At 74.9% G+C, this 12928-nt stretch carries 13 protein-coding genes; 9 read left to right on the top strand and 4 right to left on the bottom strand.

Annotated elements, in window-relative coordinates; genetic code table 11:
* The first annotated feature begins 12 nt into the window (after window positions 1-12).
* The 5 genes from KPL59_RS16665 to KPL59_RS36970 are packed head-to-tail and all read left to right on the top strand — an operon-like array spanning window position 13 to window position 4055.
* The gene (locus KPL59_RS16665) at window positions 13-981 is read left to right on the top strand and encodes a DUF4142 domain-containing protein (RefSeq protein ID WP_226361342.1); all 969 of its coding nucleotides are present in this window, start codon (window positions 13-15) and stop codon (window positions 979-981) included.
* A complete protein-coding gene (locus tag KPL59_RS16660) occupies window positions 978-1976 on the top strand; it encodes a hypothetical protein (protein ID WP_226361341.1) in 999 nt (332 codons plus the stop codon). Before KPL59_RS16665 ends, KPL59_RS16660 begins: the two co-directional genes overlap by 4 nt.
* A gap of 1 nt (window position 1977) precedes the next feature.
* Window positions 1978-2520 (top strand): hypothetical protein, encoded by a 543-nt coding sequence (locus tag KPL59_RS16655; RefSeq protein ID WP_226361340.1) that lies wholly within the window; start codon window positions 1978-1980, stop codon window positions 2518-2520.
* On the top strand, window positions 2520-3548 hold the full coding sequence (locus KPL59_RS16650) for a DUF6529 family protein (RefSeq protein ID WP_226361339.1): 1029 nt from the start codon (window positions 2520-2522) through the stop codon (window positions 3546-3548). Before KPL59_RS16655 ends, KPL59_RS16650 begins: the two co-directional genes overlap by 1 nt.
* A 36-nt stretch (window positions 3549-3584) precedes the next feature.
* Window positions 3585-4055, top strand: coding sequence for a Rieske (2Fe-2S) protein (locus KPL59_RS36970; RefSeq protein WP_226361338.1), 471 nt, complete (start codon window positions 3585-3587; stop codon window positions 4053-4055).
* Between the two features lie 388 nt (window positions 4056-4443).
* Here the strand turns inward: KPL59_RS36970 and KPL59_RS16640 are convergent, their stop codons facing one another.
* Window positions 4444-5919 carry an aldehyde dehydrogenase gene (locus KPL59_RS16640; protein ID WP_226361337.1) on the bottom strand — a complete coding sequence of 492 codons (1476 nt, stop codon included), beginning with the start codon at window positions 5917-5919 and terminating at the stop codon, window positions 4444-4446.
* 97 nt (window positions 5920-6016) lie between these two features.
* Here KPL59_RS16640 and pcaD point away from each other — a divergent pair, with 97 nt between their 5' ends.
* Window positions 6017-6787 carry a 3-oxoadipate enol-lactonase gene (gene pcaD / locus KPL59_RS16635; protein ID WP_043279851.1) on the top strand — a complete coding sequence of 257 codons (771 nt, stop codon included), beginning with the start codon at window positions 6017-6019 and terminating at the stop codon, window positions 6785-6787.
* Here the strand turns inward: pcaD and KPL59_RS16630 are convergent.
* Window positions 6759-7406, bottom strand: coding sequence for a CGNR zinc finger domain-containing protein (locus tag KPL59_RS16630; protein ID WP_226361336.1), 648 nt, complete (start codon window positions 7404-7406; stop codon window positions 6759-6761). The two genes, pcaD and KPL59_RS16630, sit on opposite strands and share 29 nt — an antisense overlap.
* A 40-nt stretch (window positions 7407-7446) precedes the next feature.
* Between KPL59_RS16630 and KPL59_RS16625 the strand changes: the two genes are divergently transcribed.
* Window positions 7447-8391 (top strand): DMT family transporter, encoded by a 945-nt coding sequence (locus tag KPL59_RS16625; protein ID WP_226361335.1) that lies wholly within the window; start codon window positions 7447-7449, stop codon window positions 8389-8391.
* A 159-nt stretch (window positions 8392-8550) separates the two neighbouring features.
* Window positions 8551-8748 carry a DUF397 domain-containing protein gene (locus KPL59_RS16620; RefSeq protein WP_226352738.1) on the top strand — a complete coding sequence of 66 codons (198 nt, stop codon included), beginning with the start codon at window positions 8551-8553 and terminating at the stop codon, window positions 8746-8748.
* On the opposite strand, the gene KPL59_RS16615 is transcribed toward KPL59_RS16620, so the two are convergent.
* Both KPL59_RS16615 and KPL59_RS16610 read right to left on the bottom strand, forming a co-directional pair.
* The gene (locus tag KPL59_RS16615; protein WP_226352728.1) at window positions 8745-9611 is read right to left on the bottom strand and encodes a helix-turn-helix transcriptional regulator; all 867 of its coding nucleotides are present in this window, start codon (window positions 9609-9611) and stop codon (window positions 8745-8747) included. The two genes, KPL59_RS16620 and KPL59_RS16615, sit on opposite strands and share 4 nt — an antisense overlap.
* Window positions 9612-9724: 113 nt before the next feature.
* Complete coding sequence (locus tag KPL59_RS16610; protein WP_226352737.1) at window positions 9725-10411, bottom strand: thioredoxin domain-containing protein; 687 nt, start codon at window positions 10409-10411, stop codon at window positions 9725-9727.
* A 149-nt stretch (window positions 10412-10560) separates the two neighbouring features.
* On the opposite strand from KPL59_RS16610, the gene KPL59_RS16605 reads away from it, so the two are divergent.
* Window positions 10561-12861 (top strand): cation-translocating P-type ATPase, encoded by a 2301-nt coding sequence (locus KPL59_RS16605; protein ID WP_226361334.1) that lies wholly within the window; start codon window positions 10561-10563, stop codon window positions 12859-12861.
* Window positions 12862-12928: the final 67 nt, after the last annotated feature.

The raw sequence follows: 12928 nt of genomic DNA, 5'->3' as shown, positions 1-12928 counted from the left end.
AGGGGAGAGCCCATGTCCCGCCGGATCCCCGGCCCGCTCCGCTGGTCGGTGCTCGCCGCGCTGGCCGCGGTCGCCGCGGTCGCGCTCGCCCAGTACTGGGTGGCCACCTCGGCCACCACCGACCAGCAGCAGGGATGGACGCAGACCCGGTGGGGGCCGCTCGGCCCCGCCGACCGCGACCTGCTGCAGAAGGTGCGCCTCGCCGGTCTCTGGGAGGCACCGACCGGGCAGCAGGGTGAGCAGCAGGCCACCTCGCCGGCGGTCCGCGAGGTCGCGCGCAAGCTCGGCGTCGAGCACCACGATCTCGACGCACTGGTCCGTTCCACCGCCGAACAGCTCGGGGTCCTGCTGCCCAGCAGACCGAACGACCAGCAGATCGGCTGGATGAACGACCTGACCGCCCGCACCGGGACCGACTACGACCGCCAGTTCGTGCAGCTCCTGCGCGCCGCGCACGGCTCGGTCCTGCCGGTGATCACCGACGTCAAGGTCGGCACCCGCAACGAGCTCATGCGGCAGTTCGCGAACGAGGCGTCGGTGTACGTCACCCGGCACATCGGCTACCTGGAGTCGACCGGGCTGGTCGACTACGCGGCCCTGCCCGCCCCACCCGATCCGGTGCCGACCGGCGCCCGCAGCGCGACCGACGTCGTCGTGCCGGCCCTGGTGGTCGGGGTCGCGCTGCTCGCCGCGGGCGGGCTGCTCATGACCCTGCACCGGCGTGGCCGGCCCGCTGCCGGCCCGGCCACCGCCCTCGTCCCCGCCCCGCGCCACCCCCGCGACGGCGCCCGGCGGGCCCTGCCGGTCGGCCCGCCCGACCCCTGGGACGAGCTGGCGCACGTGCCGCCGGTCCGGCCCCGGCCCGATCCCGGCCTCGCCGACGCCACCCCCCACGACCTCGACCTGGACACCGACACCGGAGCGCCGCCCTCCCGCACCACCGGCGCGCACCGCACCGCCCCGAGGAGCCGATACCGATGAGATCCACCACCAGCCGCAGCAGGACGATCGCGGTCACCGCGCTCGCACTGGGCCTGCTCGTCGCCGGGCCCGCCGCCTACGCCGCCGGGGCCGCCTCCGTCGACCGGGGGGACCGGCCGGCGAACGTCGCATCCGGGCCGTCCGACTCGTCCGGCGGGTCCGGCTCGTCCGACGGGGCCGGGAACACGTCCGATGCCGCGGGCTCCTCCGGGGGCGGGGGGCACGACCACTCCGGGCACACGGGGTCCGGCTCCTCGGGGCCGGACTCCTCGGACGCGGGCTCGGGCACCTCGGGCGCGGGCTCGGGCACCTCGGGCGCCGACGGATCGGGCTCGGGGTCCGGTGCCGCCGACGACCAGGGCTCCGGTGCCGCCGACGGCCGGGGTTCCGACGGCGCGGGGGGCGGAGCAGCCGGGAAGGCCGACGGGAACGGCACGGGCGCGCCGTCGGCGCTCGACATCCTCGCCGTCGACTGCTCCGGCAGCAGGCTCACCGCCCACGACGGGTTCCAGAAGGCGCCCCGCTGCGTGTCCACCGCGTTCGGCGAGGTCGCCGACGCCGGCCGCAGCCCGTCGCTGCTGATCACCCAGGCCCCGACGAAGGTCCGCCCGGGGGAGGCGTTCCGCCTGACCGTCAGCACCCGGAACCTGGTCCGCGACCGGTTCCTGCCCGCGGCCCAGGGCGGCTACTACGCCGAGGCGTCCCTGCTGAACGGCCAGGGGCTCCAGCGCGGCCACTTCCACACCGCCTGCCGGATCCTGCCCGATCCGGGCGAGGCACCGGACTCGGCGCCCGACCCGCTGTTCTTCCTGGCCACCGAGGACGGCGGCGGAGGAGCACGGCCGGACAGCGTCACGATCGACGTGCCCGGGGTCGAGCAGACCGGCGAGCTGCAGTGCTCGTCGTGGGCCGGCGACGGGTCGCACCGCACCCCGATGATGCAGCGGGCCAACCAGACACCCGCCTTCGACTCGGTCCGGATCGAGGTGGGCTGACATGCGACTCTCCGGACCCCTCCTGACCATGGCCGCCGTCGGCGCGGTCGCCGCCGGGGCCGCGACGGCCAACGTCGTGCTCACCGCGGAACCGGAACCGCTGCCCGCAGCGGCCCCCGCCGCCGTCGACCAGGCGGCGGGCTCGCTCGCCCTCCCGGCGGCGCCCGCTCCGACGGCCGCCCCGGCCGCGACCGGCACGGTCGCCTACACGGGCCGGTCGACGGACGGGACGGTCACCGTCGACATCTGGGTCACCGACGGCGCCGTGAAGGCCTACGTCTGCGACAACCGCGGCGTCGAGTCCTGGACGACGGGCACCGCCACCCCCGGCGGCACCACCCGCCTGACCGGCAAGGACGGCGCGGAGGTCGCGTACACCGTCGCCGACGGCGTCGCCACCGGCACCGCCCGCGCCGACGGGCGGTCCTGGGAGTTCACCGCTGCCCGGACCGACGCGTCCGACACGGCACCCGCCCCCGGCACAGAGCCCGCGGCCGCCGAGGCCCCGGCCACCGGCGGCAGCGGCTACGGCGGTGGGTACTGATGTCCCCCCGCGCGCGGCACGCGGACCGCGACCTCACCGATCCGGTCGGGTTCGCCCCGGTCCCCGCGGACATCCCGAACCCGCGCGGCCCCGAGCACAGCGGCGGCTGGGCCGCCGTCCCGGAGCCGTCCCGAGCACCCGATCACGACCCCGACACGGCCGCGGACCGGTGGGCGGGCACCGCCGACCGGCGCCGCGACGCCGTCGCGGGGGACCTGTTCACCCCGACCGGCCCGCTCACCCCGCCCCCGGGCGGCGGTTCGGGCGCCCACGGGGTCACCACGCCGCGCCGCCCGGCGCGGGACGCCGGGACCGCGCGTCCCGGCCGCCCGCGCCGGGCCGCCGATGACGTCCCGCAGCCCGGATGGTCCACGGGCGCCGACGACGCGGCCCGGGCCGGGAGCACCCCCGACCGTCGCCGGTCCCGCGCGGCGAGACCCGACCCGACCCGCGCGCGTCGCCGCCCGGCCGCGGAGGCGGCCCAGGAGGTCGCCGTCCCGGCGGAGGGCCCGTCGTGGCGGGTCGTCGCCGTCCCGGTCGTCGTCGGGTCGCTGGTCGCGGTGGCCCTCGGGGTCTGGGCCCGTCAGCACGTCGGCACCGGCGTCGCGGTGAACCTCGCCGGGTTCTCCAGCGGGGCCGCGGCGAAGGCCTGGCTCGGCTCGGCCGCCCTGGTCCTCGCGATCGTCCAGGGGGTGACGGGTCGGATGATGATGCGCGGCTACGCTGACCCGGCGACCGCGGTCGCGCACCGGTGGTCGGGCCGGGTCGCGGTGCTGGTGACCGTGCCCGTCGCCGTGCAGTGCCTCTACGCGTTCGGCTGGTCCGGCGCGACGACGTCGGCGCTGCTGCACTCCGCGCTCGGCTGCCTGTTCTACGGCGCGTTCGTCACCAAGATGCTGCTCCTGCGGCGCCCGGGCGTGCCCGGGTGGCTGCTCGCCGTCGCGGGTGGGGTGCTGCTCGCCGTGCTCGCCGGGGTCTGGCTCACCTCGGCGCTGTGGTTCTTCACCGGCCACGGCCTGTCGTTCTGATCCCCGACCGCTCCCACCGAACCCCGGAGGTCCCCCGTGTCCCCGATCCCGCGCCGCCGGCTCCTCGCCGGCGCCGGCGCTGCCGTGGCCTGCTGTGCCGCGGGCTGCGCCACCTACGGAACCCCGCGTGACACGGCCCCCGCCGCGCCCGCACCGTCCACCCCCACACCCGAGCCGACCACTCCGGCGCCCGCGCCGAGCAGCGCCGCCGCCCCGGCGCCCGCCGGACTCACCGCCGTCGACGACGTCCCGGTCGGCGGCGGGCGGGTCTTCGCCGAGCAGCGGGTCGTCGTGACCCGCCCGGACGCGAACACCGTCCTGGCCTTCGACGCGACCTGCCCGCACCAGGGCTGCCTCGTCGACCAGGTCTCCGGGGCCGGCATCTCCTGTCCCTGCCACGGCAGCCTGTTCGCCGTCTCCGACGGGGCCCCGCTCGACGGACCCGCCCGGGCACCGCTCACCTCGCGACCGGTGCGGGTCGAGGGCGGGCAGGTGGTCCTGGCCTGACGGTGCCGAGGCCGCCGGGGGTGCCGAGGTGCCGACCGCCGTCGTCCCGGGAGCGGGCTGTCCGGCGGCCGCTGAGAGCCCCGCGCGCGACCGACGGGTCCGACTGCTCCGGACGGCGGAACGCTTTCCCACCCGTCGCGCTCGCGGGTCCGTCCACCGGTCGGGGGTCTCAGTCCGCGAGCGGCGGCCGCCGCCGGTCGTAGCGTGCTGTCCACATCGGTTCCGTGGTCGCTCCCCGACTTCCACGCCGCACGACGTGGCCGCTGGATCCGGCGACGCTCCCCGTCGCCGGGCCCGCGCGTCCCGCCCGCGGCGCCGGAGGACCGCCGTGCCCGGGACCTCGACCCCGGGCGCGGCGGTTGCACATCCCCGGAACCGGAGTCCGGCCTCAGCCGAGGGTGAACGGGTCGCGGGTGCCGCCGGTCAGCTCCACCCACACCGACTTGTTCTCCAGGTACTCCTCGACGGCCGCGACGCCGTTCTCCCGGCCGAGCCCGGAGTGCCCGAACCCGCCGAACGGGACGCTCGGCGACACCACCCGGTAGGCGTTGATCCACACCGTCCCGGCGCGGATCCTCCCCGCGACCCGGTGCGCACGGTGCACGTCCTTCGTCCACACCGCACCGGCCAGGCCGTAGGGGGTGTCGTTGGCGAGGTTCACCGCCTCGTCCTCGTCAGTGAACCTCAGCGCCGCGAGCACCGGGCCGAACACCTCCTCCTGGTAGACCGTGGACTCGGGCGTCACCCCGGTGATCACGGTCGGCTGCACGAAGTAGCCGCCCAGGCCGGACTCGGCGGCCCCGCCGTAGGCGACGGTGTTGCCCTCCGCCTTCGCCGTCTCCAAGTAGCCGAGCACCTTCTCGTACTGCGGCCCGTTCGCGACGGGACCCATCTCGGTGTCCTCGGCGTTCGGGTCGCCGAGGGTGATCGTCGCCGCGCGCTCGGCGACGAGCCGCACGAGCTCGTCGTGGACGTCGGCGTGCACGATCAGCCGCGACCCCGCCATGCAGGTCTGGCCGGTCGCGGCGAACACGCCGGCGACGATCCCGTTCGCGGCGGCCTCCAGGTCGGCGTCGGGGAACACGACCTGCGGGGACTTGCCACCCAGCTCCAGGGTGACCGTGTTCAGGTTCTCGGCGGCCGCCTTCGCGATCGACCGTCCGGTCGCGGTGGAGCCGGTGAACGCGACCTTGTCGACGCCCGGGTGCCCGGCCAGGTGCGCGGCGGTGTCCCGGTCGTTCGTGGTGACGACGTTGACAACGCCGGCCGGGATCCCGGCCTTCTCGATCAGCTCGGCCCACTTCAGCGTCGAGGCGGGCGCGTGCTCCGACGGCTTCACGACGATCGTGCAGCCCGCGGCCAGCGCGGGTGCGACCTTCCAGGTCATCAGCAGCAGCGGGGAGTTCCACGGCGTGATCGCCGCGACGACGCCGACCGGTTCCTTGCGCGTGTAGACCAGGTAGTTCGGGTTCGGAGTGGGGATCTGGCGGCCCTCGATCGTCGGGGCGATCCCGGCGTAGTACTGGTACCAGCCGCCGAGACCGCCTAGCTGGCCGATCATCTCCCGGTACAGCTTCCCGGAGTCGCTGACCTCGGTCCGGGCCAGCGTCTCGGCGTTCTCGGTGATCAGGTCGCCCAGCCGACGCAGGCAGGCGGCGCGGCCGAACGGGGTCATCGCGCCCCACTCGCCGTCGAGCGCGCTGCGGGCGGCGGCGACGGCGGCGTCGACGTCGTCGGGGCCGCAGTCCGGCACGGTCGCCCAGGGCGCTCCGGTGAACGGGTTCTGCGTCTCGAAGGTGCGGCCGGACGCCGCGTCGGACGGCTTCCCGCCGATCAGCATCCTGAACGTCTCGAGCTCGGCCATGGACGGTCCTCTCTCCAGCGGCTCCGGTGACGCACACGTCCTCGCCCACGACCCTACGAACCCGGGCCGCGATCCGCAGCCGGTGCAGGATGGGCACATGGCACTCGATCTGCACCACGTCGTGGACGGTCCGGCCGACGCACCGGCGGTGCTGTTCGGCCCGTCGCTGGGTACCGACCTGCACCTGTTCGACGCCCAGGTGGCGGCCCTGTCCGACCGCTTCCGCTGCGTCCGGTTCGACCTGCCGGGCCACGGCGACTCGGCCCCCGTCACCGGTGACCTGACGATCGCCGACCTCGGCCGCGGCGCGCTCGCCGCCGCCGACGCCGCCGGGGTCGCGGACTTCCACTACGTCGGCGTCTCGATCGGCGGGGCGATCGGCCAGTGGCTCGGCGTGCACGGCGGGGAGCGGGTGCGCAGCATCGCGGTCCTGGCGACGGCGGCGCGCTTCCCGAACCCGGACTCGTGGCCGCAGCGCGCGGCGACCGTGCGGGCGGACGGCACCGCCGCGATGGTCGGCTCCCGCCCCGGGACCTGGTACGTCGAGTCCTGGGCGCAGCGCGACCCGGCCGGAGAGCAGCGGCTGCTGGACATGCTGCGCGCCTCCGACGACGAGAGCTACGCCGCCTGCTGCGCCGCCATCGGCGCCTTCGACATCCGCGCCGAGCTGGGCGGGGTGTCGGTGCCGGCACTCGCCGTGGCGGGGGCGGACGACCCGGCGACGCCGCCGTCGTCGCTGCACGAGATCGCCGACGCGATCCCCGGCGCCCGCTACGCCGAGGTCGCCGACTCGGCCCACCTACTGAACTACGAGCGCCCCGACGAGGTGAACGCCCTGCTCACCGAGCACCTGACGGCCCGGAGCTGACCCGCCCCGGCCCGCCCGCGCCGGAGGAAGGGCGCTCGGAGGAACGGGTGGCGCGGCGGGCGCGGTAGGCGGCGACGTGCGCGCGGTTCGCGCAGTTGCCGGTGTCGCAGAAGCGCTTGGAACGGTTGCGGGACAGGTCGACCAGCACGGCGTCGCAGTCCTCGGCGGCGCAGCGGCGCAGCCGGGACAGGTCGTCGCGGCGCACCAGGTCGACGACCGACATCGCGATCTCCGCGCCCATCCGGTCCGCCAGCGGGGCGTCCTGCGGGGTGACGTGCAGGTGCCAGTCCCAGCCGTCGTGCCGCGCGAGGTGCGGGCGCGCGTCGGTCTCGGCGAGGATGGCGTTGACCAGGGTGACGGTGCCGTCGCGGTCGGGGCCGTCGTCCTCGCCGTGGGCGGGCCACAGCCCGGCCAGCCGCTCGCGGAGCACCCGGACGGCCCGGCGCTCGTCGTCGGAGCCGGCGCGGCGCCCCGAGTACGGCTGCTCGGCCAGCCACGCGGCGAAGCCCGGCACGTCGTCGAGCGGGTCCGGGTCGGCCCGACGGGTGTTCACCAGCGCCGCGGCCGCCGCGAGCAGCACCTGGGTGTCATGGGCGAATTCCATGTTGACCCCTGACATGGTCGGTTCCTAGTGTCAGGAGTCTATGGGTGCTTCGGTCGTGACACGGGATCACGTGGTCCGCGGGCTGCTGTGGGCGCTGGTCTTGGCCGCCGCGTACGGCTTCTCCGGACCGCTCGGTGCGGCGTTCCTGGAGGCGGGCTGGTCGCCCGGGCTCACGACGCTGCTGCGCATCGCCGGCGCGGCGGTCCTGCTCCTCCCGGTGACGGTCGTGATGCTGCGCCGCTACCCGCTCAGCGCGCCGAACGCCCGCAAGGTCCTGCTCTACGGCCTGGCCGCCGTCGCGGGTGTCCAGCTGTGCTTCTTCCAGGCGTTGCAGCACCTGTCGGTGGGCGTCGCGCTGCTGCTGGAGTTCCTCGCGCCCGTGCTGCTCGTCGGCTGGACGTGGGCGCGGACCCGGACCGCCCCGGCGGCGGTGACGCTCGTCGGCTGCCTGGTCTCGCTGGTCGGGCTGGTACTGGTCGTCGACCCGTTCGGGCCGCAACGCGTCGACCTGACGGGAATCCTGTGGGGCCTCGGCTCGGCGGCGTGCGTCTGCGTCTACTTCCTCCTCCCCGGCGGCGACGACCGGGGCGGCGTCCCACCGCTGTTGATGATCTCCGGCGCGATGGTCGTCGGCGCGGTGACGCTCACGGTGACCGGTCTGCTGGGCATCACGCCGTGGCGGGTGGGGGAGTCCAGCGGGAGCCTGGCGGGCACCGACGTGCCGTGGCCGGTGCTGCTGGGGATGCTGGTCGTGCTCGCGACGGTGCTGCCGTACCTCACGGGGATCATCGCGATCCGACGGCTCGACACGCGGGTCGCCTCGTTCGTGGGGCTGTCCGAGGTGATGTTCGGGGTGCTGGCGGCCTGGGTGCTGATCGCGCAGGTCCCGAGCCTGATCCAGGTGGCGGGCGGGGTGCTGATCCTCGGGGGGATCATGCTGATCCGGCGGGCGGAGAACCGGGTCGCGGAGCCGCCGGGGGAGATCGCCACCCAGGGCTGAGCGCCACTCCCCGACCGGGACGAACGAGTGAACCTCTCCTCGGCCGGGCGCCGGTCACGCCCTTCGCCGGGGGCGCTCGTTGTACGAGGCGTCGGTGCCGCTCCCCGCACCGACGGTGCTGCCGGCCCCGACCGGCGTGATGCGAAGCCGAGGTCGACAGTGTCCGAGGGGCAGTTCGTCACCAGTTCCTTCTGTGCGAAGGGCGAGTGCGTCGCGGTGGCCGCCGACGCGGCCGGTGTGCGTGTCCGGTCGACGACCGCGGAGGCGACCGTCGTCGGTTTCACCGACGACGAGTGGACGGCCTTCGTCCGCGGGGTCAAGAACGGCGAGTTCGACCTCGACCGTCTGCGCGGCTAGGACCGCCCCGCGAACCGTCGCTCCAGCATCGCGCGGCTCTCGTCGGGGGACATGGCCCGGTCGAGGAGCTGGCGCCAGATCCGGCGGTAGTCGGCGACGGCCTGCGGGGTGTCGACGAAGACGTCGTTCTCCGTGCCCTCGACGTTGACCATCGGCCAGTCCGTCTCGGGACGGCGTGGGGTGAAGACGGAGAACGTGCTGGTCGCGCTCGTCCAGCCGGCGTGGAACGGCAGGATCTGCAGCGTGACGTTGGGCTGGTCGCCCCGGCGGATCAGCTCGCTGATCTGCGCCCGGAGCACCTCCTGGTCGGCGCACCGGTGCAGTGCGACCTCGTCGAGGAGGACGTGGAGCTCCAGCGGCGGGGCCTCGGCCCGGTCGGGCTCGATGACGTTCTGCCGGCCGAGGCGGATCTCCACCATGCGCTCGATCTCGCTCCGGGCCCGACCGGCGAACACCTCGGTCAGGAGCAACCTCGCGTAGTCCTCGGTCTGCAGGAGACCGGAGATCGGGATGCTGAACGTCTCCTTGGCCCGGGCCTCCGCCTCCAGGGAGATGAGCATGTCCAGGTCGACGCCCGACGGTGCGGGACCGAAGGGCTCCCACCAGCCCGGAGCCTTCGCGTCGTTCGCCCATCCCAGGATCCGCTCGCGTTCGGCGTCGGATGCCTCGTAGATGTCCAGCAGGTCGCGGACGTCACGGAACTTCGGCTCCACCTGCCCCGTCTCGATGCGGGACAGCTTGGAGGGCGAGACCTCGAGGAGCTTCGCGATCTCGGAGAGCTGCCGGTGGCGCCCCGTGCGGAGCTGCTTGAGGGCCCAGCCCAGCCGTTTGCGGATGACGAGTGGGCCGTGTGCCGCGGTCATGACCACACGTCCTCCGGTGGCTCCTGCCGATGGTCGCCCACGATGCTACTGCGGGTGCAATTGCAGATCGGATGGTGCGTCCGCTCCGCCGCCGGGGGCCGGACCCGCGTGGGTCAGCCCGCGGCGACCGCCTGCGCGACGGCCTGCGGGGTCGCGTCGACCTGGGTGCCGTCGACCTTCACGGTCGGGGTGCCGGACACGCCGTCGCGCAGCGCCTGCTGGGTGATCTGGGTGACCCAGGGGGCGTAGCGCTGGTCGTCGACGCACTGGGCGAAGTCGCCGCCCGCGCCGACCTTCTGCCCGAGCGCGACCAGCTGCTCGTTCGGGAGCCCGGCGCCGCCCTCGGCGGGCTGGTTGTCGTAGAGCTCCTTCTCGAACTGCGGGAACACCCCCGCCGCGGCCGCGCACCCCGCCGCGGCGCCCGAACGGGTCGAGTACCGGGTCGACGAGGCGCGGTCCAGGATGGCGATGGGGTGGTAGACGATCTTCGCCTGGCCGGAGGAGACGAGCTGGTCGAGGGTCTGCCCGGCCTGCGCCTCGAACTGCTTGCAGATCGGGCACTGGAAGTCGAGGTAGATGTCGATCGTCTTCGGGGCCGCCTCGTTGCCGACGGTCACGCCCTGCGCGGACGCGTTGGCCGGGACCGCGATCCCGCCCCCGGAGTTCTTCCAGTAGACGCCTACACCGACGACGGCCGCGAAGGCCACGACGACGATCACTGCGATCACCGTGAACTGCGACGGTCCCTTCTTCGCGGTGAGCGGGTTCTTCGCCGCCGCCTTCCGCTTCCCGGTGGCCATCAGGGTCTCCTCCTCGGACGTCCGTGTGCCCCGCTCCCGACGACCAGTTGTACGCCCTCTCGTCCCGCAACGGTTCGGCGGGGCATCGGTCCGCCGCAGGTCAGGGGCCCGGGTGGCGGATCTTCGATCGCGTGTAGAACCATGGGGTCGTGAGTACCGACAGCGCCGTGGACCGGTCCGCGCCGGAGACGGACGTCCGTACGGTCGAACTCAAGATCGACGGCATGACCTGCGCCGCCTGCGTCGGCCGCGTCGAGCGCAAGCTCGGCAGGCTCGACGGCGTCGACGCGACCGTCAACCTCGCGACCGAGCGCGCGCTGGTCCGGTACCCGTCGGCGACCCCGGTCGCGACCCTGGTCGAGACGGTCCGCAAGGCCGGCTACGGCGCCACCGAGATCCGTCCCACCGACACCGGTGACGAGGCCACCTCCGACGACACCGCGCTGCGCCGGCTGCGGACCAGGATGGCCGTCGCGCTCATCCTGTTCATCCCGCTGGCCGACCTGTCGCTGGCGATGTCGCTGGTGCCGTCGCTGCGCTTCCCGTACTGGCAGTGGGTGGTCGTGGCGCTCGCGCTGCCCGTCGTCGGCTGGGCGGCGTGGCCGTTCCACCGCACCGCGGTGCTGAACCTGCGTCACGGGACGACGTCGATGGACACCCTCGTCTCGCTCGGCGTGATCTCGGCCTCGGCCTGGTCGCTGGGGGAGATGGCCTTCCTCGACACCCGGCAGACCCTCACGGGGTGGGACGCGGTGCTGCACCCCTCCGGGCCGCTCTACCTCGAGGTCGCCGCCGGGGTGACGACGTTCGTGCTGGCCGGGCGGTACTTCGAGGCCCGCGCCCGCCGTACCGCCGGGCGGGTCATGCGCTCGCTCGCCGCGCTGGAGACCGACGAGGTCACCGTCCTGTCCGGGGGTGCGGAGTCCCGCGTCCCGGTGCGACGCCTGCGGGTCGGCGACCGTTTCCTGGTGCGGCCGGGCGAGCGGGTCGCCGCCGACGGCGTCGTCGAGACCGGGCGGGCCGCCGTCGACACCAGCGCGATGACCGGCGAGCCGGTCCCGGTCGAGGTCGGGCCGGGCGACGCCGTCACCGGCGGCACGATCGCCTCGGGCGGGCGGCTGGTCGTCGTCGCCGAGCAGGTCGGGGCCGACACCCGCCTCGCGCGGATGATCGCGGCCGTCGAGCGGGCGCAGACCGAGAAGTCCGCGACGCAGCGGTTGGTCGACCGGGTGTCGTCGGTGTTCGTGCCGGTGGTGCTGGGGTTGGCGCTGCTCACCCTCGGGGGCTGGCTGCTGGCCGGTGCGGGGTGGGCCGGCGCGCTGGCCCCCGCGATCGCCGTCGTGATCATCGCCTGCCCGTGCGCGCTGGGGCTGGCGACGCCGACCGCGCTGATGGTCGCGACCGGCCGCGGCGCCGAGCTGGGCATCTTCGTGAAGGGGCACCGGGCGCTGGAGACCACCCGGGCCGCCGACACCGTCGTGCTCGACAAGACCGGCACGCTGACGACCGGGCGGATGGCCGTGGTCGAGGTCGCGGCCGTCCCGGGTGGCGACGCGGCGCAGCTGCTGGCCCGCGCCGCCTCCGTCGAGAGCGGGTCCGAGCACGCCATCGCCGTCGCGATCCGTGCCCACGCCGGTTCGGACGTCCCGGCGGTGGAGGACTTCGTCGCGCTGCCCGGGCTCGGAGCCCGCGGCACCGTCGACGGTCGCACCGTCACCGTCGGTCGTCCTCCGGAGGTCCCGGGTGCGCTCGCACCGCGGCTCGCGGAGTGGGAGGCGGCCGGGCACACCGTCGTCGCCGTGCACGTCGACGAGGCTCTCGCCGGGCTGGTCGCGCTGGCCGACCCGGTGAAGGAGTCCGCGCCGGTGGCCGTCGCCGAGCTGGTCGCGATGGGGCTGCGCCCGGTGCTGCTGACCGGTGACCGGCCCGCCGCCGCGCACGCCGTCGCCGCCGCCTGTGGGATCACCGAGGTCGTCGCCGGCGCGCTGCCCGACGGCAAGGTCGACCACATCCGTGCGCTGCAGGCCCAGGGCCGCACCGTCGCGATGGTCGGCGACGGGGTGAACGACGCCGCCGCGCTCGTCGCCGCGGACCTGGGCATCGCCGTGGGCTCGGGCACCGACGTCGCCCTGGAGGCCGCCGACGTCGTACTCGTGCGCGACGACCTGCGCGTGCTCCCGGCGACCGTCGAGCTGGCCCGCGCCACGATGGGCACCATCCGCGGGAACCTCTGGTGGGCGTTCGGCTACAACACCGCGGCGATCCCCGTCGCCATGGCGGGCCTGCTGAACCCCCTGCTCGCCGGGGCCGCGATGGCGCTCTCGTCGTTCCTGGTGGTCACCAACAGCCTGCGGCTGCGGAAGGCCGTGAGCTGGGCCGACGGGGCGTTGGGCGGGTCACGCACCCCGGTCGGCGAGGAGAGCACCGATTACGTCGAGGCGCGGGACTGACTCCCGTCCGGGGCGGGCCGGTGGGGGATTCCCGCATCGGGGCCGCGGGACGAGCTTCCACTGCCGT

It is taken from the genome of Pseudonocardia sp. ICBG1142, from assembly GCF_020496255.1.
Classification (GTDB): domain Bacteria; phylum Actinomycetota; class Actinomycetes; order Mycobacteriales; family Pseudonocardiaceae; genus Pseudonocardia.
Note: the sequence above shows the minus strand (reverse complement) of the source record. Positions and strands in the feature narration are given on the sequence as shown.